General features: G+C 70.7%; 20 protein-coding genes. 15 read left to right on the forward strand and 5 right to left on the reverse strand.

Annotated features, from left to right (window positions below; all coding sequences use genetic code 11):
* The 3 genes from tpiA to ATL45_RS24905 all read left to right on the forward strand — a co-directional run bounded on the left by tpiA (position 1) and on the right by ATL45_RS24905 (position 1,612).
* The gene (gene tpiA, locus ATL45_RS24895) at positions 1–786 is read left to right on the forward strand and encodes a triose-phosphate isomerase (protein WP_093155464.1); all 786 of its coding nucleotides are present in this window, start codon (positions 1–3) and stop codon (positions 784–786) included.
* A gap of 192 nt (positions 787–978) precedes the next feature.
* Complete coding sequence (gene secG / locus ATL45_RS24900) at positions 979–1,212, forward strand: preprotein translocase subunit SecG (protein WP_093155681.1); 234 nt, start codon at positions 979–981, stop codon at positions 1,210–1,212.
* A 55-nt stretch (positions 1,213–1,267) separates the two neighbouring features.
* Positions 1,268–1,612: an RNA polymerase-binding protein RbpA gene (locus tag ATL45_RS24905; protein WP_093155466.1), complete on the forward strand. Its 345-nt coding sequence runs from the start codon at positions 1,268–1,270 to the stop codon at positions 1,610–1,612.
* Between the two features lie 101 nt (positions 1,613–1,713).
* On the opposite strand, the gene ATL45_RS24910 is transcribed toward ATL45_RS24905, so the two are convergent.
* Positions 1,714–2,190: a MarR family winged helix-turn-helix transcriptional regulator gene (locus ATL45_RS24910; RefSeq protein WP_093155468.1), complete on the reverse strand. Its 477-nt coding sequence runs from the start codon at positions 2,188–2,190 to the stop codon at positions 1,714–1,716.
* Between the two features lie 26 nt (positions 2,191–2,216).
* On the opposite strand from ATL45_RS24910, the gene ATL45_RS24915 reads away from it, so the two are divergent.
* The 7 genes from ATL45_RS24915 to ATL45_RS24945 all read left to right on the forward strand — a co-directional run bounded on the left by ATL45_RS24915 (position 2,217) and on the right by ATL45_RS24945 (position 7,996).
* Entirely contained in the window at positions 2,217–3,020 is an 804-nt protein-coding gene (locus ATL45_RS24915) for an alpha/beta fold hydrolase (protein ID WP_093155469.1), read from the forward strand.
* Between the two features lie 102 nt (positions 3,021–3,122).
* On the forward strand, positions 3,123–3,503 hold the full coding sequence (locus tag ATL45_RS24920; protein ID WP_093155683.1) for a YciI family protein: 381 nt from the start codon (positions 3,123–3,125) through the stop codon (positions 3,501–3,503).
* Positions 3,504–3,574: 71 nt separating this feature from the next.
* On the forward strand, positions 3,575–3,988 hold the full coding sequence (locus ATL45_RS24925; RefSeq protein ID WP_093155471.1) for a YciI family protein: 414 nt from the start codon (positions 3,575–3,577) through the stop codon (positions 3,986–3,988).
* A 22-nt stretch (positions 3,989–4,010) separates the two neighbouring features.
* Entirely contained in the window at positions 4,011–5,261 is a 1,251-nt protein-coding gene (locus tag ATL45_RS24930) for an RNA polymerase sigma factor (RefSeq protein ID WP_211841277.1), read from the forward strand.
* A gap of 146 nt (positions 5,262–5,407) precedes the next feature.
* Positions 5,408–5,953 carry a ribonuclease E activity regulator RraA gene (rraA, locus tag ATL45_RS24935; RefSeq protein WP_093155474.1) on the forward strand — a complete coding sequence of 182 codons (546 nt, stop codon included), beginning with the start codon at positions 5,408–5,410 and terminating at the stop codon, positions 5,951–5,953.
* Positions 5,954–5,973: 20 nt separating this feature from the next.
* Positions 5,974–7,335 carry a TrkH family potassium uptake protein gene (locus ATL45_RS24940; RefSeq protein ID WP_246025523.1) on the forward strand — a complete coding sequence of 454 codons (1,362 nt, stop codon included), beginning with the start codon at positions 5,974–5,976 and terminating at the stop codon, positions 7,333–7,335.
* A complete protein-coding gene (locus tag ATL45_RS24945) occupies positions 7,328–7,996 on the forward strand; it encodes a potassium channel family protein (protein WP_246025524.1) in 669 nt (222 codons plus the stop codon). The genes ATL45_RS24940 and ATL45_RS24945 overlap by 8 nt, the downstream gene beginning before the upstream one ends.
* 16 nt (positions 7,997–8,012) lie before the next feature.
* On the opposite strand, the gene ATL45_RS24950 is transcribed toward ATL45_RS24945, so the two are convergent.
* From ATL45_RS24950 to ATL45_RS24960, 3 genes are read right to left on the reverse strand one after another with little or no spacing between them, the layout of a single operon-like run.
* Positions 8,013–9,254, reverse strand: a complete 1,242-nt coding sequence (locus ATL45_RS24950) for an alpha/beta fold hydrolase (protein ID WP_211841278.1) — start codon at positions 9,252–9,254, stop codon at positions 8,013–8,015.
* Between the two features lies 1 nt (position 9,255).
* Entirely contained in the window at positions 9,256–10,578 is a 1,323-nt protein-coding gene (locus tag ATL45_RS24955) for an MFS transporter (protein ID WP_093155476.1), read from the reverse strand.
* A 52-nt stretch (positions 10,579–10,630) separates the two neighbouring features.
* Positions 10,631–11,899: an SLC13 family permease gene (locus ATL45_RS24960; protein ID WP_170210341.1), complete on the reverse strand. Its 1,269-nt coding sequence runs from the start codon at positions 11,897–11,899 to the stop codon at positions 10,631–10,633.
* Between the two features lie 256 nt (positions 11,900–12,155).
* Here ATL45_RS24960 and ATL45_RS24965 point away from each other — a divergent pair, with 256 nt between their 5' ends.
* Genes ATL45_RS24965 through ATL45_RS24985 form a run of 5 tightly spaced genes read left to right on the forward strand, consistent with a single transcriptional unit; the run spans position 12,156 to position 17,541 of the window.
* On the forward strand, positions 12,156–13,637 hold the full coding sequence (locus ATL45_RS24965) for an aldehyde dehydrogenase (RefSeq protein WP_093155479.1): 1,482 nt from the start codon (positions 12,156–12,158) through the stop codon (positions 13,635–13,637).
* A gap of 35 nt (positions 13,638–13,672) precedes the next feature.
* Positions 13,673–14,584 (forward strand): NAD(P)-dependent oxidoreductase, encoded by a 912-nt coding sequence (locus ATL45_RS24970; protein ID WP_211841279.1) that lies wholly within the window; start codon positions 13,673–13,675, stop codon positions 14,582–14,584.
* Positions 14,581–16,053, forward strand: a complete 1,473-nt coding sequence (gene tcuA / locus ATL45_RS24975) for an FAD-dependent tricarballylate dehydrogenase TcuA (protein WP_093155480.1) — start codon at positions 14,581–14,583, stop codon at positions 16,051–16,053. The genes ATL45_RS24970 and tcuA overlap by 4 nt, the downstream gene beginning before the upstream one ends.
* On the forward strand, positions 16,046–16,831 hold the full coding sequence (locus tag ATL45_RS24980; RefSeq protein WP_170210342.1) for an N-acyl homoserine lactonase family protein: 786 nt from the start codon (positions 16,046–16,048) through the stop codon (positions 16,829–16,831). The genes tcuA and ATL45_RS24980 overlap by 8 nt, the downstream gene beginning before the upstream one ends.
* 26 nt (positions 16,832–16,857) lie before the next feature.
* Positions 16,858–17,541, forward strand: a complete 684-nt coding sequence (locus ATL45_RS24985; protein ID WP_211841280.1) for a GntR family transcriptional regulator — start codon at positions 16,858–16,860, stop codon at positions 17,539–17,541.
* Here ATL45_RS24985 and ATL45_RS24990 read toward each other — a convergent pair whose 3' ends face one another.
* Positions 17,542–18,753 (reverse strand): glycoside hydrolase family 10-like protein, encoded by a 1,212-nt coding sequence (locus ATL45_RS24990; RefSeq protein WP_246025525.1) that lies wholly within the window; start codon positions 18,751–18,753, stop codon positions 17,542–17,544.
* Positions 18,754–18,949 lie beyond the last annotated feature (196 nt).

The following is an 18,949-nucleotide window of genomic DNA, read 5'->3' on the forward strand; positions in this document are numbered from 1 at the left end:
ATGGCCAGGACGCCGCTGATCGCGGGCAACTGGAAGATGAACCTGAACCACCTGGAGGCCATCGCCCTGGTGCAGAAGGTCGCCTTCGCGCTGCCGGAGAAGTACTTCGCGAAGGTCGAGGTGGCGGTGCTGCCGCCGTTCACCGACATCCGCAGCGTGCAGACCCTCGTCGACGGGGACAAGCTGCTGCTCAAGTACGGCGCGCAGGACATCTCCGCGCACGAGTCGGGCGCCTACACCGGTGAGGTGTCCGGCCCGATGCTGGCCAAGCTGGGCTGCACCTACGTGGTGGTCGGCCACTCGGAGCGCCGCGAGTACCACGGCGAGACCGACGAGCTGGTCAACAAGAAGGTCCGCGCCGCGCTGAAGAACGGCCTGTCGCCGATCCTGTGCGTCGGCGAGCAGCTGGAGGTGCGCGAGGCCGGCGGTCACGTCGAGCACTGCACGACGCAGCTGATCAACGCGCTCAAGGGCCTCAAGACCGAGCAGGTGCGCGAGGTCGTGGTGGCCTACGAGCCGGTGTGGGCGATCGGCACCGGCAAGGTGGCCACCGCCGCGGACGCGCAGGAGGTGTGCGCGGCGATCCGCGCGGCCCTGGCCGAGAAGTACGGCAAGGAGATCGCCGACGAGGTGCGGGTGCTCTACGGCGGCTCGGTGAAGTCGAGCAACATCGGCGACCTGGTCGGCCAGAGCGACGTGGACGGCGCGCTGGTCGGCGGCGCGAGCCTCAACGGCGACGAGTTCGCCAAGCTCTCCGCGATGGCGGCTGGCGGCCCGCTGCCGTGATCCTTCCGGGTGAAGGGCGCCTTCGGGCGGGTTAATCGCCCGGAGGCGCCCCTCACCGCTTTCCGCGCACCCCTGGGATGATCCGGGTGGAGCAGTGTGGGAGCGTGCGGGTGGCAAACGGTGGACAGTGGTCAACTCGCTGTCGGCGGCCCGGTACGCTTGGTCGCGAACCGCTGTGCGAACGAGGACGTGATGACTCTTTTCCTGCAGATCATGTTGATCGTGACGAGTGTGCTGCTGGTGCTGCTGGTGCTGCTGCACCGGGCCAAGGGTGGTGGCCTCTCCTCGCTGTTCGGCGGCGGTATGCAGTCCAACCTGGCCGGTTCCAGCGTGGCGGAGAAGAACCTCGACCGGATGACGTTGTTCGTCATGGCGCTGTGGGTGATCTCCATCGTCGGGGTCGGCCTGTTGATCAAGATCGGTTGATCGGTCGGCACCCCAGCCGGTCGACGACCCAGGGCCGCTTGGTGGGTGAGGATGGATGACTGGTGGTAACGCCATTCGCGGCACGCGGGTGGGCTCTGGTCCCGCGGTGGGCGAATCGGAGCGGGGGGAAGCCGCTCCGCGCAAACGCGTCGACTACTGGTGCAGCAACGGGCACCACAGCCGGCCGTCGTTCGCCATGGACGCCGAGGTGCCGGAGGAGTGGGACTGCCCGCGCTGCGGACTGCCGGCGGGCCTGGACCAGGAGAACCCGCCTTCGGCGCGGCGCAACGAACCGTACAAGAGCCACCTCGCGTACGTGAAGGAGCGCCGCAGCGACGCCGACGGGATGGCCATCCTGGAGGAAGCGCTGGCGAAGCTCCGCGAGCGCAAGGGACGCTGAAGTCAGGAGAACCGGGCCGGGTGAGCGATCACCCGGCCCGGTTCTTTTTGCGTGGAAGTTCCCAGGCGCGTTCTGCGCGGCGTTGCCGACCGGGTCGAGCGTCAGCGGGCGCCGTCGGTTTCGGGGACCGCGGCGAGCATGTGGCGCAGGACCCGCAGCGTCGTCTCGATGTCGGCTTCGGTCAGGTCGCCGCCGACGCGGCCCATGGTTTCGTGCTCGCGCCGCTGCAGGGCGTTGATCGCCGCTCGGCCCGCGTCGGTGAGGTCCACCAGCGATGAGCGCCGGTGCGCGGGGTTCGGTTTCAGCGCCACGAAGTTCTGCTCCAGCGCGTCGTTGACCATGCGCTGCACGAACTGCCTGCTCAGCTCCAGGGTTCGCGCGATCTGCGGGACGGTCTCGGCGGTGCCTGCCAGCTCGAGCCTTTCCAGCACCGCGCGGACGCCGATGGACAGGCCGTTGCGGGGGCTGTCGTGCTCGACCAGGCGCGCGACCCGGCGGTAGAGCGGGCCGAGGACGGCGTAGACCTCGGCCAGTCGCGGTCCCAGTTCGTCCGGCGGGAGCGGAGAGTTGCCAACCATGGTGTCATTATGACACCTTGGTTGCCATGAACACCATCGAAATCACGAAGATCCCCGTCCCCGGCGGTGAGCTGCACGTCGAGGTGGTGGGCTCGGGCCCGCCGGTCGTCATGCTGCACGCCGGTTTCTTCGGCGCCGGGATGTGGGACGAGCAGCTCGACCTCGCCGCCGACCACCGGCTGATCCGCTACGACGCGCGGTCGCACGGGCGCTCCAGCACCCTGATGGCCGACATGCACCCGTACGAGGACCTGCTGGCGGTGCTGGACCACTTCGAGCTCGAAAGCGCCTCCCTGCTGGGCAATTCCATGGGCGGGCTCACCGCGTTCACGCTCGCCCTGCAGCAGCCGGAGCGGGTGGACCGGATGGTGCTGTTCGGGCCGGGCGTGCCGCCGGTGGAGTTCCACGACCCGTTCGTGCTGGACCGCTACCGGGAGCAGGACGCGGCGAAGGAGGCGATGGACGCCGACGGGTTCGTCGAATCCCTCATGCGTCTCGCGGTGGACGGCCCGCACCGCGAGCCCGACCAGGTCGACCCGGAGATCCGGCGGCGCTGCTGGGAGATGGCGATGACCACGATCATCAGCCACCACACCGCGACCGGTCGCCAGCTCGAGGTGGACGTGCGCAGCAGGCTGGAGGAGATCGCCACGCCGACCGTGCTGGTGGTCGGTGAGCTGGAGTCCACCGACCTGCACCGGATGGCCGGTGAGGCGGCGCGGCGGATGCCGAACGCGGAACTGGTCGAGTTCGCCGGCTGCGGGCACATGACCAACATGGAGCGGCCGCAGCGCGCCAACGACCTCATCCGGCGGCACCTGGCGGGCTGAGCCGCGAAAGTCCGCGGCGACATGTCGATCTCGGGGTCGCCCGCTCGATGCATCGGTGAGCGGCCGGGCGAGCCGGCCGCCACCGACGGGGAGGGCCCCGAGATGCGATTCCTGATGGCGGTCATGGCCGGAGCCGGTGCGCCGGGACCGGCGGACGTCGAGGCGATGGGGGACTACAACGAGACGCTGGTCCGGGCGGGCGTGCTGCTGGCCGGTGAGGGCCTGCACCCCAGTTCCAGGGGGTTCCGGACCGAGTTCGCCCCGGGCGGCGGGCGAACCGTGGTGCGCGGGCCGTTTCCCGGCACCGAGGAGGTGATCGCCGGGTTCTGGTTGCTCCAGGTGCGCTCCCGCGAGGAGATGGTCGAGTGGGCCAAGCGCTGCCCGGTGCCGGTCACCGTGCTGCAGGTGCTGGCGGTCGAGGAGTTCTCCGGCGCGGCGCGGGAGGACTGGCCGACCGCGCAGATCCGCGAATTCACCGGCTGAAACCGGTTCGCGGCTGGTAGAACTCGGGCACCGACCGCACCAGAGCGGCGGATGATCAGGAAGCGACTGCGATGCGATACATGATGATCGTGAAGTCCACCCCCGAGACCGAGAACGGCGCGATGCCGAGCCCGGAGGAGCTCAAGGCGATGGGGGACTACAACGAGGAGCTGGTCAAGTCCGGCGTGCTGCTGGCCGGTGAAGGCCTGCACCCCAGCTCGGAGGGCTTCCGCACCGAGATCGCCACCGGCGGTGGCCGCTCCGTGGTGGACGGGCCGTTCACCGAGGCCAAGGAGCTGATCGCCGGGTTCTGGCTGCTCCAGGTCCGCTCCCGCGAGGAGGCCCTGGAGTGGGCCAAGCGGTGCCCGGAACCGGTCGAGGTACGGCGCGTGTTCGAGGCCGAGGACTTCGAGATGTCCGAGGAGGAGGCCGAGCGCGAGGCCAAGCTGCGCGAGCAGGTCCGCGAAGCGGGCGGAATCGCCTGACCAGGTGTGCTGAGATGGCGTGGTGACGGTTTCCGAAACCCACCGCGCCATCGAAGCGGTCTGGCGGATCGAGGCGGCCCGCCTCATCGCCGGGCTGGCGCGGCTCGTGCAGGACGTCGGCCAGGCCGAGGAACTGGCGCAGGACGCGCTGCTCATCGCGCTGGAGAAGTGGCCGGAGACCGGGGTCCCGCCCAATCCCGGTGCCTGGCTGATGTCCACCGCCAAGCACCGGGCGATCGACCAGCTGCGCCGCAAGGAGCGGTTGGCGCGCAAGCAGCAGGAGATCGGCCGGGACCTGGAACAGCGGCAGCACCCCGAGATCGAGGTGGACACCGGCCCGGACTTCGGCGACGACCTGCTGCGCCTGGTGTTCACCGCCTGCCACCCGGTGCTGTCCACCGAGGCGAGGGTGGCGCTGGCCCTGCGCGTGCTGTGCGGGCTGACGACCAAGGAGATCGCACGCGCTTTCCTGGTGCCCGAGCCGACCATCGCGCAGCGCATCGTGCGGGCCAAGAAGACGTTGGCGCGCAAGCAGATCCCGTTCGAAGCGCCGAGCGGCGACGAGCTCGCGGCGCGGTTGCCCGCGGTGCTGGAAGTCGTCTACCTCATCTTCAACGAGGGCTACACGGCCACCTCCGGCGCGGACTGGCTGCGCACCGAGCTGTGCGACGACGCGCTGCGGCTCGGCCGGATCCTGGCCGGCCTGGTGCCCGGCGAACCCGAGGTGCACGGCCTGGTCGCACTGCTGGAGATCCAGGCGTCCCGCACCGCCGCGCGAACCGGCCCCAACGGTGAGCCCGTGCTGCTGCTGGAGCAGGACCGCACCCGCTGGGACCAGCTGCTGATCCGCCGCGGGCTCGCCGCGCTGCAGCGCGCGGAGGAGATCGACGCGCCACCCGGCCCCTACCGGCTGCAAGCGGCGATCGCGGCCTGCCACGCGCGAGCGCGCACCGCGGCGGAGACCGACTGGGCGCGGATCGCCCGGATCTACGAGCAGCTCTCGGAGGTCACGCCGTCGCCGGTGGTGGAGCTCAACCGAGCGGTGGCGGTGTCGATGGCCTTCGGCCCCGAGCACGGCCTGAACCTCGTCGACCAGCTGGTGGCCGAGGGCTCGCTGCGCGACTACCACCTGCTGCCCAGCGTCCGCGGCGACCTCCTGGTCAAGCTGGACCGGCCGGCCGAAGCCCGCGCCGAGTTCGAGCGAGCCGCCGAGCTGACCGCCAACACCCGCGAGCGCGAACTGCTGCTGGAACGCGCCGAGAGCTGCGGCTGATCGCCGGGTGTGGTGTTGATCGCGGTACCGCGCGGACGACGGCTACCCGTGGGTACGCTCGCGACCCACGTCAAGCCCGTTGGGAGGACGCATGACACCCCTTGTGTCAACCGGAGTCCTGCTCAACCGCACCTCAGGGGACCGTGATGCAACCCAGCCACAAGAAACCGCCAAACGCGAGCTCAACCCCGGACGCAGCCACCACTGAAAATCGCGGAGAGGCGGGACTGACGGCTGATCTCGCGGACCGGGAAGGCCCGGAGGTGCGCAGCTGCGACGTGCAGTTCCGCGACTTCGGCGGACGAGTGGCCTTCGAGGGGCGGATCCGCACGGTCAAGTGCTTCCAGGACAACGCCCTGCTCAAGGAGGTCCTGTCCACGCCGGGCGAGGGCCGGGTGCTGGTGATCGACGGCCGGGGTTCGGTGCACACCGCGCTGATGGGCGACCTGATCGCCGAGCTGGGCCGGTCCAACGGCTGGAGCGGCGTGATCATCAACGGCGCGGTGCGCGACTCGGCGGTGCTGGCCGGGATGGAATTCGGCGTCAAGGCGCTGGGCACCAACCCGCGCAAGAGCACCAAGACCGGCGAGGGAGCGGTGGACGAGGTCGTCGAGCTCGGCGGTGTCCGGTTCGTCCCCGGCGAGTACGTCGTGGCCGATCAGGACGGTGTCGTGGTGATCGACGCGCCGTAGCGCCGAGTACTGTCCCACCCGTGAACGTCCTCCAGGGCAGCGGTCGGCGCCTCGCCGCGGTGCGCAGGCAGCCGGCGGTGTCCGTCGTGCTGGGTTTCGCCGGGCTGGTCGCCATCGGCACGCTGCTGCTGTCGATGCCGTTCGCCACCGAGTCCGGCGAGTCGACCGGGCTGATCGTCGCGCTGTTCACCGCGACGTCGGCGGCGTGCGTGACCGGCCTGATCGTGGTGGACACGCCGACGTACTGGTCCACCGCGGGGGAAGTGGTCATCCTCGTCCTGATCCAGCTGGGCGGGCTGGGCATCATGACCCTCGCGTCGCTGCTGAGCCTGCTGGTGTTCCGCCGGTTCGGCCTGCGCATGCGGCTCACCGCGCAAGCCGAGACGAAGACCCTCGGGCTCGGCGACGTCCGGCGGGTGGTGGGCCGCATCCTGCTGCTGAGCCTGCTGTTCGAGCTGGTGGTGGCGGTGGCGCTGACCGCGCGGCTGGTGACCGGCTACGGGCTCGGGTTCGGCCGCGCGGTCTACGAAGGGGTGTTCCACGCCGTCTCGGCGTTCAACAACGCGGGCTTCGCGCTGCGCACCGACAACCTGATGGGCTTCGTCACCGACGCCTGGTTCTGCCTGCCGATCGCTCTCGCGGTGATCGCGGGCGGGCTCGGGTTCCCGGTGTGGCTGGAGCTGTTCAGCAGGTTGCGCCAGCCCCGCCGCTGGACGCTGCACACCAAGATCACGGTGTGGGTCACGGTGGTGCTGCTGATCGGCGGCTCGGTGGTGGTCACCGCCGCCGAGTGGACCAACCCCGGGACGCTGGGACCGCTGTCCTGGCCGGGCAAGCTGCTGGCCGGTTTCTTCGCCGCGACCATGACCAGGACCGCCGGTTTCAACAACCTCGACATCGCCGAGATGCACTCGGGCACGCTGCTGGTGCACGACGTCCTGATGTTCATCGGTGGTGGCAGCGCGGGCACCGCGGGCGGCATCAAGATCACCACGTTCGCGCTGCTGGCGTTCGTGATCCTGGCCGAGATCCGCGGCGAACCGACCGTGCACGTCATGGGCAGGCGGCTACCGGAGGGCGTGCAGCGGCAGGCCCTGACCATCGTGCTGATCGCCGTCGGCGTGGTCGTGCTGAGCGTGCTGCTCCTCCAGGTGATCACGCCGTTCGGCCTGGACGCGGTGCTGTTCGAAGTGGTCTCGGCGTTCGCCACGGTCGGCCTGTCCACCGGGATCACCGCCCAGATCCCCGCGCTCGGGCAGATACTGCTGGTGGTACTGATGTTCATCGGCCGGCTCGGCCCGATCACGCTGGCCTCGGCGCTGGCGCTGCGGGAGCGGGGCAGGCGCTACGAACTGCCGGAGGAGCGACCCATCGTTGGCTAGGAACGACGCATCCAATCAGATCGTGGTGATCGGCCTCGGCCGGTTCGGCAGCTCGCTGGCCGGTGAGCTGGTGCGGCGCGGCGCGGAGGTGCTGGCCATCGACTCGCGGCCGACCGTCGTGCAGCGGCACGCCGACGAGCTGACCCACACCGCGGTCGCCGACACGACCGACCCGGAGAGCCTGCGCCAGCTCGGCGTGCACCAGTTCACCAGGGCGGTGGTGGCCATCGGCACCGAGCTGGAGGCCAGCATCCTGACCACCTCGCTGCTGGTGGACTTCGGCATCCCGAACATCTGGGCCAAGGCGACCAGCCACCAGCACGGTCGGATCCTGGAGCGGGTGGGCGCGCACCACGTCGTGCTGCCGGAGCACGAGATGGGCAAGAACACGGCGCACCTGGTGATGGGCCGGATGCTCGACTACATCGAGCTGGAGGACGAGCACTACGCGCTGGCCAAGACCCGCGCACCGGCCGAAGCGTTCGGCCGCCCGCTCGGCGACACGCGGGTGCGCTCGAAGTACGGCGTGACCGTCGTGGCGATCAAGCGGCCGGGGCAGGCCTTCACCTACGCGACCGCCGAGACGGTGGTGAACGACGGAGACATCCTGGTCGTCGCCGGCAGCAGCGACCAGGTGGAGCGCTTCGCCGAGCTGACCTGAGCCACCCGGGAGAACCTCACGGAATCCCCAGGCGGTCCAGCGCCGCGGCGAAGTGCTCGGCGAACAGCGGCGGGTTCTCCGCCATCGGGAAGTGCCCGAGACCCGGCATCGGCCAGAAGACGGCTCCGGGGATCTTGCGCGCCGTCGCCGCCGACATCGCCGGCGTGCACGAGTAGTCGTACTCGCCGGTCATCATGATCACCGGGCACCGGGAGGTGTCGATCTCGCCGACCCGGTCGCGGCCGTCCCAGTCACCGCTGTAGAAGTCGATGTCGCCGGCGAAGGTCCCGAACCCGCCCTGGGAGTAGCCCCACCACACCTCGCGGCGGCAGCGCTCCGGGCTCTGCGGGGCCATGAGCCCGTAGACCCACTCCGGGACGAAGGTGGACTCGTTGACCTCGGGGTGCTTCGCCCACGGCACCTTCCGGCCGGGAACCCGGTCGCTGGCCTCGCACGCGATCACGCCGCCGAGGGCGTGCGGGGCGCGGTGCGCCAGCTCCAGGCAGATCTCACCGCCCATCGAGGAACCGCTGACGACGGGCGAGTCCAGTCCCAACGCGTCGATCACGGCGAGGACGGTCGTGGCGTACTGGTCGGTGGTCAAGCTGTAGCCGCCGGGCACGACTCCGGGCAGCAGGCCGGAACGACCATGGCCGGGCAGGTCGAACGCGACGAGCCGGCAGCGCGATGTCAGCGCGGGATCGGCCATCAGCTCGTGGTACTGGCGGGCATCGGCGCCCGCGGTGTGCAGCAGCAGGACGTCCGGTCCTGCGCCCGCCTCCTCGTAGAAGATCTCCACCGGCTCGCCGCGGACGCCGATGCGCACGTAGCCCGGGCGCAGGTGCGCCTTTCCCCGGGCCGGGTGCGCGGCCGGGACGGCCAGTGGGCCGGAGATCGCCTCCCGTCCCAGCTCCAGCACCCGGCGGACGATGTGCGCGTGCTGCGCCATCGCCAGTTCGCTGCCCTCGACCCGCGCGCCGGGCACGCGCATGAGCATGCCGAAGAAGTTCTGGTGGGCCGGAGGCGGCACGGGCTGGAAGAACCTGCGCCAGTCGGCGTCCGCCGCGACCAGGACGAAGTCAGGGTTGCCTGCCGGTTCGGCGAGTTCTCCGCCGTGGAAGCCGAAAAGCGCCGTTCGGTCGTCGGCGCGAATGCCGAAGGTGACCGTCGCCGCGGCGGCGAGGCCGGACAACTCCCGGTCGTCGCGGCAGGTTTCGGTCCATCGTGCTAGGTCGGCGTCGAGCCATGCGGTGGTCAACTCAGCGGTCCTCTCCCGGGTTCGAATGCGCGCGGCCAGGTCGCGTGGCGAAGTGGACCGAGGCGAAGGTCAGGACGCTCACGATGATCAGGTACGGCGGCAGGGCGGTCGCGGAACCACCGCCGGTGGCCAGCAGCGCGGTCAGGACGAGCGGTGCGAAGCCGCCGCCGAAGATCGCGCCGAGCTGGTAGCCCAGGGAGGCCGCGCTGTACCGGACTTCGGGCGCGAACATCTCCGCGAACAGGGTGGCCATCGGCCCGTACATCAGCGGGTGGATCAGCGAGAGGCCCACGACGCAGGTGATGCCGAGGACCCATGTGGAGACCGCGGACTCGTTGATGAGGAAGAACGGGTAGGCGAACGCGGCGAACAGCGCCGCACCGGTGAGGAAGACCTTGCGCTGGCCGATGCGGTCGGACAGGGCCGCCGCCAGCGGGATGGTGACCACTTCCAGCACCGCGGCGATCGCGACGACGACGAGCACGGCCGACCGCTCTAGCCCCAGCGAGGAAGTGCCGTAGGTGAGGACGAACGTCGCGACGAGGTAGAAGTTGACGAACGGTGCGAGGCAGCAACCGACGGCGAGCAGGATGTTGAGCGGGTGGTTCCGGACGGCGTCGACGATCGGCAGCCTGGTTCGCGCGCCCGCCCTCTTCACCTCCTGGAACTCGGGCGACTCGATGACGTTGAGCCGGATGAACATGCCCACGACGACCAGGGCCGCGCTGAGCAGGAACGGCACCCGCCACCCCCAGCTCAGGAAGGCGTCGTCGGGGAGCATCGAGAAGCCGCCGAACGCGGCCGTCGCGAGGACCAGTCCGGCGGGGGACCCGGCCTGGGTCCAGCTGCCCGCCAGCCCGCGCTTGTGCGCCGGGGAGTGCTCGACCGACATCAGGACCGCGCCGCCCCATTCGCCGCCCACGGCGAATCCCTGGACCAGCCGGCACAGCACGAGCAGGATCGGGGCCAGGACACCGATCTGGGCGTAGGTCGGCAGCAGGCCGATGGCGACGGTGGAGGCGCCCATCCCGACGAGGCTGTAGATGAGCATGGACTTGCGGCCGACCCGGTCGCCGAAGTGTCCGAAGAGGACACCGCCGACCGGCCGGGCGATGAAACCCGCGGCGAACGCGCCGAAAGCGGCGATCGTGCCCGCGAGGGAGGAGAACTGCGGGAAGAACAGCCGGTTGAACACCAGGGCGGACGCGGTCCCGTAGAGGAAGAAGTCGTACCACTCCACGGTGGTGCCGATGAAGCTCGCGGCGATGACCTTCCGCGCCATCGAACTGGAACTGGGCTGTCGTGCTCGGATCGTGTGCGGCATCGAACCTCTCCGCGTGAGACGGTGTGCGATCGGATTCGGGAGTTCGCGGGGCTCAGCCCAGGCCGAGCACCACCAGCAGGAGCCACGGGACCAGCGATCCGGTGACGAGCATCGCGCCCGCGTAGAACACGAGCTGGCGGAAGTAGACCTGCTTGTCGCGGTTGCGGACGTTGGCCATCAGCATCGCGCCGCTGGGCGAGGTGGGGCTGACGTCCACGACGCTGGCCGCCACGCCGAAACCGGCCACCGCGCCGGGGATGTGCGGGAAGTCGGCGGCCTGCAGCGGCGGGATCAGGATGGGGAACGTCGCGCCGAGCGTCGCGGTGGTGGAGGCGAACGCCGAGACCACACCGCCGACCAGGAACGCCAGGAGCGTCGTCAGGACCGGGTCGCCCAGGCTGCCGATCGCGTTGGATGCGTAGTCGATCGCGCCGACCTCCTTCGCGACCCCGACGAAGACGAACAGCCCGGAGGTCAGCAGGATGACGCTCCACGAGATGCCCCGGACCGCGCCGTCGGCCCGCTTCGGGAAGAACAGGGTCAGCAGCGCGCCGAGGCCGAAGGCGGTGATCCCGACGTCGAGGCCGAACCCCAGCGCCAGCACCACCAGCGCGGCGATGGCCAGCAGCGTCACCTTCTGCTCGCCGGTGACATCGCTCCTGGTCACCTCCGCGCCGACGCCGTCGACGGCCGGTTCCGCGCCGTGGCCGTGCCGGATCAGGCGCAGGCCGCCGAAGGCGAAGTACACCGCGGTCATCAGCAGCAGGTACATCGCCAGGAAGAGGGTGAACACGGACCAGATGGACACGTCGGTCAGCCCGGATTCCGACAGCACGCGCTGCGTGACCGCGCCGTAGGAGTTCAGCGGTGACATCGCCGTCGCGTTGACGCCGTGCAGCACGATCAGGCCCATCAGCAGCGGGCTGACCCGGTACTGCGCTGCGAAGGTCATCGCCAGCGGTGCCAGCAGCGCCAGCGCTGCGGAGGGGAAGACCCCGAAGGCCACCAGCAGCGCGGCGATCGCGCCGAACACCACCGGGATCAGCGCCACCTTGCCCGCGACCAGCCGCACCCCGGTCCGGATGATGAGCTCGACGGTGCCGTTCTCGCGGGCGATCGCGAACAGGTACGTGACCCCGGCGATCAGCACGAAGATGTCGGCCGGGAACGACTCCAGCAGCTGGTCCGCGGACAGCCCGCCGACGGTGGCGACCACCAGCGCGGCGACGAAGCCGAGCGCGCCGATGTTGACGTTGAAGGCGATCGCCATGGCGAACATCAGGACCAGGCAACCCACGCTGGTCGCGATCGCAGCGGACATCGTTGTTCCTCTCTGCGGGGGATGACAGCGGCCGCTGCCGATGCAGCAGAGCGCGACTGTATGCAGCAGGATACGTTTGCGTCCTTCCGCGTCAAGACCCTTTTTCCCGCGCAGGAGTCCACGGCGGGACAGGTGATCTCTTGCTTGACAGCCGGAGCTGCGATGTGCGTATTCTTCTGTATACAACGGCGTGCCGATGTGGGCCGAGAGTGCCGGGATGCGCCGCGAAGCCGACGACCAACACGGAGTGCGCCTCATGACCAACCCCGATTTCCGGATGCTCGTCGGTGGGCAGCGGGTGCGGGCGTCCACCGGGCGGGAGCTGCCCGCGATCAACCCCTTCACGGGTGCCGAGTTCGCCGCCATCCCGGACGCCGGCCCGCAGGACGTCGACGCCGCGGTCGCGGCGGCTCGGGCCGCCTTCGACGGCGGCTGGTCGACGACTCCCGGTGTCCGCCGCGCCGAACTGATGCACCGGTTGGCCGCACTGGTCGAGGAGCACGCCGACGAGCTGGGGCGTCTGGAGTCGGCCGACAACGGCAAGCTGCTCCGCGAAACCACCGGACAGGCGCGTTTCGCGGCCCGCAACTACCGGTTCTTCGCCGGGTACGCCGACAAGCTCTGCGGGCGCACCATCCCGCTGGACAACCCGGACACCCTGGACTACACGGTGGCCGAGCCGATCGGCGTCGCCGCGCTGATCACCGCCTGGAACTCGCCGATGCAGCTGCTGGCCAACAAGCTCGCCCCGGCGCTGGCGGCCGGGTGCTGCGTGGTGGTCAAGCCGTCCGAGCACGCCTCGGCGACCACGCTGCGGATGGCGGACCTGGTGGAGCGGGCCGGATTCCCGCCGGGCGTGATCAACGTCGTGACCGGCGGCCCGCAGGCCGGGATCGCGCTGACCGAGCACGCCGGTCTGGACCGGATCAGCTTCACCGGCAGCGTCCCGACCGGCAGCGCCATCGCCGCTGCGGCCGCGAAGAACCTGGTCCCGGTCACCCTGGAGCTGGGCGGCAAGTCGCCGAACATCGTCTTCGCCGATGCCGACCTGGACCGGGCGGTCACCGGCGCGGTCGCCGGGATCTTCGCGGCGGGCGGGCAGACCTGCATCGCGGGAAGCCGGCTGCTGGTGCACGAATCGGTCTACGAACAGGTGGTGCGGGCGGTCGCCGCGCGCGCCGCGGAGATCCGCCTCGGCGATCCGGCGGACCCGCGGACGCAGATGGGGCCGGTCGCAAACGGGCCGCAGCGCGATCGCATCCAGCGCGCCATCGCCGCCGGCGTCGAGTCCGGGGCCCGCGTGCTGGCCGGTGCCGGGCCGGTCGACGACCCGGCGCTGGGCGAGGGCCTGTTCGTGCGGCCGACGGTGTTCGCCGACGTGGCCAACACCTCGGCGCTGGCCCGCGAGGAGATCTTCGGCCCGGTGCTCAGCGCGATCCCGTTCGCCGACGACGACGAGGCCGTCGCGATCGCCAACGACAGCGACTTCGGCCTGGCCTCGGGCATCTGGACCAACGACCTGACCCGCGCCCACCGGGTCGCCAAGCGGCTGCGGGCGGGCACGGTGTGGGTGAACACCTACCGGGCCAGCGCCGCGCAGGCGCCGTTCGGCGGCACCCGGAAGTCCGGTTACGGCCGGGAGCGCGGCGAGGAAGCACTGCACGAGTACCTGAGCACGAAGAACGTGATGGTCGACCTGACCGGCCAGACACCGGATCCCTTCTCGATCCGCCTCTGAGTGATGCCGAATCCGAAATCGGAAGGAGAACGCCGGTGAGCGACACCGTTTCGCTGTGCGGCCTGGGGAACATGGGCGGTGCTGTCGCCGGGCGCCTCGCCGCGCGCGGACCGCTTCGCGTGTTCGACCTCGACCCGGAGCGGGTCGCGCGGGCCGTCGAGCACCCGCAGGTCACCGCGGCCGGGTCGGTGGCCGACCTCGCGGAGTCCGACGTCGTGGTGCTCTCGCTGCCCGCACCGAAGATCTCGCTGCAGGTGATCGCCGAGCTCGCGCCGCGGATGCGCGCGGGCGGCGTGATCCTGGAGACCAGCACGGTCAACCCCGCCGATGTGCTCGAAGAGCAGCGGATCTGCGCGGCGCACGGCATCGGTGTCGTGGACGCGGCGATCCTCTCGGGCGTGGCCCAGATGGCCGGCGGCACCGCGACGCTGCTGGTCGGCGGCGATGAGTCCGATGTGGACAAGGTGGCCGGGGTGATGGACGCGATCAGCGCCACCACCACCAGGTTCGGGCCGGTGGGCAGCGGCATGGCCGCGAAGGTGATCAACAACGCGGTGGCGCACGCCGTGATGGTGGTGCTGGCCGAGGCCGGGGCGCTGGCCGCGGCCACCGGGGTGTCCGGCTCGGCGCTGGCCGCGCTGCTGTCCGGGCCGGAAGCCGGGCTGACGCGGCCGCTGACGCACCGGTTCGCGGAGCGGATCCTGCGCGGCGACTACGAGGGCGGCATGCCCACCGAAGCCGCCCGCAAGGATTCCACCCTGGCGCTGGCCATGGCCCAGGACACCGGTGTGCCGCTGTTCGGCATCCAAGGCGCGCACACCGTCTACGAGCTCGGCGTCGCCGAAGGCCTCGGCCGACTCGACTACGCCTCGATCGCCACGCTCTGGGAGCGCTGGACCGGGCGCCCCATGACCGAAACCCGCGACGACGAGGGAGACGAAGGATGACCGACGAGTTCGACGTGGTGGTGGTCGGCGGCGGCAACGCCGGGTTCTCCGCCGCGCATTCGGCCGTGGAGCAGGGCGCGAGGGTGCTGCTGCTGGAGAAGGCGCCCGAAGCCGCGGCCGGGGGCAACTCGTTCTACACCGCGGGCGCGTTCCGGTTCGCCATGGACAGCATCGACGAGGTCGCCGATCTGCTCGAACCCGACGAGCGGCACGCCGACGCCGTGGTGCCCGCCTACCCCGCGAGCGCGTTCGAGGCCGACATGAGGCGGGTCACCGGCGGCAGGTGCGATCCGGTGCTGACCGAGGTGCTGGTCTCCCGGTCCGCCGACGCGGTGCGCTGGCTGGCGACCAAGGGCATCAGGTGGCGGCTGATGTACGAGCGGCAGTCCTACCTCTCGGACGGCAAGTGGGTGTTCTCCGGCGGCCTGTTCGTCGGCACCGTCGACGGCGGCAAGGGGCTCATCGCCCAGCACACCCAGGCCGCGCTCGAAGCGGGTGTGGAGATCCGCTACGGCGCGGAAGTCACCGCGCTGCACCGGGCCGAGCGCGGTGTCACCTACCGCGACTCCGATGGCGCCGAGCACCGCGTCGCCGCCGGTGCCGTGGTGCTCTCGGCCGGTGGGTTCGAGTCCGACCCGCAGCGCCGCGCCGAGCACCTTGGCGAGGGCTGGGACCGCGCCCTGGTCCGCGGCACTCCCACCAACACCGGTGAGGTGCTCGAACTCGCGCTGGCCGCCGGCGCCGCGCCGCACGGCGACTGGGGTTCCTGCCACAGCGTCGCCTGGGACGCCGACGGCAGCCCGACCGGCGGCAACCGGGAGCTGACCAACCAGCTGACCCGGCAGAGCTATCCGATCGGCATCGTGGTCAACGTCAACGGCGACCGGTTCGTCGACGAGGGCGCGGACTTCCGCAACTACACCTACGCCAAGTACGGCCGGGAGATCCTGCACCAGCCGCAGGGCCGCGCGTTCCAGCTCTTCGACGCCAAGACCCGTCCGCTGCTGCGGAAGGAGGAGTACGACTCGCGGCCGATCGCGGGAGCGCGGGCCGACTCGCTCGCCGAGCTCGCCGCGCAGCTGGGCATCGACGCCGCGGGGTTGCAGCGCACCGTCGACGAGTTCAACGAGTCCATCGTGGACCGGCCGTTCGACCCGGCGGTCAAGGACGGCCGCGCCGCGCGGGTCGATCCGCCGAAGTCCAACTGGGCGCAGGCGCTGGACACCGCCCCGTACTACGGCTACGCCGTCGGCTGCGGCATCACCTTCACCTTCGGCGGCCTGCACGTCGACGAGTCGGCGCGGGTCCTGGACACCGGCGGCCGGCCGATCGAGGGGTTCTACGCCGCGGGGGAGATGGTCGGCGGGCTGTTCTCCGGCAACTACCCGGGCGGCAGCGGCCTGACCTCGGGGGCGGTGTTCGGGCGGCTGGCCGGCGCCGGTGCCGGGAGGTCGGCGCGCCGTGGCTGAGGAGTTCCAGGTGTACGCGATCAGGTTCGCGCACCGCGATGCGTCGGTGCGCGGCGAGCACTTCTACGGCCACGACCCGTGCGCCCTGGACGACTGGCCGATCTCCTACTACGTGTGGCTGGCGGTCTCCGGCTCCCGCGCCGTGCTCGTCGACGCCGGTTTCACCCCGGAAACGGCGGCCAGGCGCGGGAATCGCGACTACCTGCGGTCCCCGATGGACACCATCCGCGCGCTGGGCGTGGACCCGGACGACATCGGTCACCTGGTGATCAGCCACCTGCACTACGACCACTCCGGGCACGCGGCGGACTTCCCGCGGGCGGAAGTGGTGCTGCAGGAGTCGGAGCTGGCGTTCTGGACGTCCCGGCACGCCGCGCGCGGGCAGCTGGCGCACTTCGTGGAACCGGCCGACGTCGGGTACCTGGTCGAGCAGAACTTCACCGGCCGGGTGCGCCTGGTCGACGGGGTGCACGAGGTGGTGCCGGGGGTGACCGCGCACCGGGTCGGCGGGCACACCCCGGGCCTGCAGGTGGTGCGGGTCCGCACCGCGGTCGGCAACGTCGTGCTGGCCGCCGACGCGTCGCACTTCTACGAGAACGTGGAGCAGCGCAAGCCCTACGGGGTGGTGACGCACCTGCCCGCGATGTACGACGCCTTCGACGCCCTGCACGCGCTCTCGGACCGCCCGGAGGGGATCGTGCCCGGCCACGATCCCCAGGTGCTGCAACGGTTCCCGGCGGTGCCGGGACTGGAGGGGCTGGCCGTGCGGATCGCCTGAGGCCGCAATGCATACCGAGGTATGCTGTGGCTCGTCGAGTGCTCCGCCCACGAGCGGACCTGCAGAAGGAGGGGGCGGCGCTGTCCGAGGTGTACGACCGGCTGCGCGGCGAGATCGTCGACGGCACGTTCGAGGCCGGGGCCCAACTGGTCGAGCTGGCCCTGGCCGAGAAGTACGGCACCAGCCGCACGCCGGTCCGCGAGGCGCTGCGCCGCCTGGAGCAGGACGGTCTGGTCGAACGCGCTGAGCGCGGCATGCGGGTGCGCACCCGCAGCCCCGAGGAGATCCTGGAGATCTACGAGGTCCGGATCTCCCTGGAGGCCACCGCGGCCGCAGCCGCCGCCCAGCGGCGCAGCGACTTCGACCTGATCCGCATCCGGCGCGCCCAGACGGCGATGGACAACACCGCGACCGACGATCCGGCCGCGATGGCGGCGGCCAACCGCGCGGTGCACGAGGCGATCTGGGTGGCCAGCCACAACGGCACCATCGTGGACCTGCTGACCCGCCTGAACAACCACCTCACCCGGTACCCGGCGACCACGCTGAAGGTCCCGGGCCGCTGGTCCGAGGCGCTGGCCGAGCACCACGCCCTCATCGACGCGATCGAGCAGCGCGACGCGGACCGGGCGCACGACCTGGCGCGGGACCACATGACCAAGGCCCGCGAGCTGCGGCTGCAGATCTACCGGGACGAGCCCGCCGACTGATCAGCCGCCGTAGTGCTCCTCGACGACCCGGGCGATGGCCTCGGCGGCGTTGCTGGTCAGGGACTTCGCGCTGAAGTAGATGTCGCCCTTGACGCCGGGGTTCTCGGCGTTGAGCGTCAGGTGCTTCGACAGCTCGCCCGGGTCGGTCCAGCCCTCCTGGCCGACCCGGTAGGCCGCCTGCCCGATGTGGAGGTCGACGTCGGTGCCGGTGACGGTTTCCGACCACCACGGAACGAGTTTCGCGTAATCGGCGGCGGAGTGGCCGATCGGCCAGTAGATCTGCGGGGCGATGTAGTCGACCCAGCCCGCCTTGACCCACTTGCGGGTGTCGGCGTAGATCGCCGAGTACGACTCCAGCCCGTTGGTGTCCGAGCCGTCCGGATCGCTGGAGGCGTTGCGCCAGATGCCGAACGGGCTGACGCCGAACTGCGCGTCCGGCCTGGCCTCGTGCACCCGCTTGTCCAGTTCGGACACCAGCCGGTTCACGTTGTCGCGCCGCCAGTCGGCGATGTCGGTGAAGTCCCCGCCGTGCTCGGCGAAGGTGTCCTCGTCCGGGATCCGCTCGCCGTCGACGGGGTAGGGGTAGAAGTAGTCGTCCAGGTGCACGCCGTCCACGTCGTAGTTGCGCACCGCGTGCATGATCGCCTCGGTGACGAACTCGCGCGCCTCGGGCACACCCGGGTCGAAGTACAGCTTGCCGCCGTAGGCGAAGGTCCAGTCCGGGTGCTGCCGCGCCGGGTGCTCGGGCACCAGCGCCTGCGGATCGGCCTGCATGCTGACCCGGTACGGGTTGAACCAGGCGTGGAACGCCAGCCCGCGCTGGTGCGCCTCGTCGACGGCGAACTTCAGCGGGTCGTAACCGGGGTCCCTGCCCTGCTCGCCGGTCAGCCAGTGCGACCACGGCTCGTGCGGCGACGGCCAGAACGCGTCCGCCGTCGGCCTGACCTGCACGAACACCGCGTTGAGCTTGTTGTTCACGGCCTGGTCGAGCAGCTTCCGGTACTCGGCCTGCTGCTGCTCGGCGGACAGGCCCGGCTTGCTCGGCCAGTCGATGTTGGCCACCGAGGCGATCCACACCCCGCGCATCGCCGTGCTCGGCGCCTTGGCCGCGGCCCCGGCGGTGCTGAACACGCCCAGCAGGACCGCCACCATCCCCAGCGCCAGGACCAGCACGTCGGCCCGGATCCGGCGCAATCCCTGTGCTCGGGTCAATTCAGCTCGCCTCCGCCGCTCGTCGTCGACTGCGCGGCACAGGTTACGTTCCTGGACCCGCACCTCGCGGCGATGGCGAGGAATTACCACCCAAGAGACTGTTCCAGCTCGTTCTGCGTGGCGGTGCGGGTGGCGGAACCTCAGCGGTTCCCTGGCTGCGGGATCCCGTTCTTATGTATGTCCGATACACGGCGAA

Source organism: Saccharopolyspora antimicrobica (genome assembly GCF_003635025.1).
GTDB classification, from domain to species: domain Bacteria; phylum Actinomycetota; class Actinomycetes; order Mycobacteriales; family Pseudonocardiaceae; genus Saccharopolyspora; species Saccharopolyspora antimicrobica.

Bases quoted from the DNA above. Each gene is read 5' to 3' on its own strand.
- tpiA (WP_093155464.1), top strand. From the start codon at position 1: ATGGCCAGGACGCCGCTGATCGCGGGCAACTGGAAGATGAACCTGAAC.
- secG (WP_093155681.1), top strand. From the start codon at position 979: ATGACTCTTTTCCTGCAGATCATGTTGATCGTGACGAGTGTGCTGCTG.
- ATL45_RS24905 (WP_093155466.1), top strand. From the start codon at position 1,268: ATGACTGGTGGTAACGCCATTCGCGGCACGCGGGTGGGCTCTGGTCCC.
- ATL45_RS24910 (WP_093155468.1), bottom strand. From the start codon at position 2,190: ATGGTTGGCAACTCTCCGCTCCCGCCGGACGAACTGGGACCGCGACTG.
- ATL45_RS24915 (WP_093155469.1), top strand. From the start codon at position 2,217: ATGAACACCATCGAAATCACGAAGATCCCCGTCCCCGGCGGTGAGCTG.
- ATL45_RS24920 (WP_093155683.1), top strand. From the start codon at position 3,123: ATGCGATTCCTGATGGCGGTCATGGCCGGAGCCGGTGCGCCGGGACCG.
- ATL45_RS24925 (WP_093155471.1), top strand. From the start codon at position 3,575: ATGCGATACATGATGATCGTGAAGTCCACCCCCGAGACCGAGAACGGC.
- rraA (WP_093155474.1), top strand. From the start codon at position 5,408: ATGCAACCCAGCCACAAGAAACCGCCAAACGCGAGCTCAACCCCGGAC.
- ATL45_RS24955 (WP_093155476.1), bottom strand. From the start codon at position 10,578: ATGCCGCACACGATCCGAGCACGACAGCCCAGTTCCAGTTCGATGGCG.
- ATL45_RS24960 (WP_170210341.1), bottom strand. From the start codon at position 11,899: ATGTCCGCTGCGATCGCGACCAGCGTGGGTTGCCTGGTCCTGATGTTC.
- ATL45_RS24965 (WP_093155479.1), top strand. From the start codon at position 12,156: ATGACCAACCCCGATTTCCGGATGCTCGTCGGTGGGCAGCGGGTGCGG.
- tcuA (WP_093155480.1), top strand. From the start codon at position 14,581: ATGACCGACGAGTTCGACGTGGTGGTGGTCGGCGGCGGCAACGCCGGG.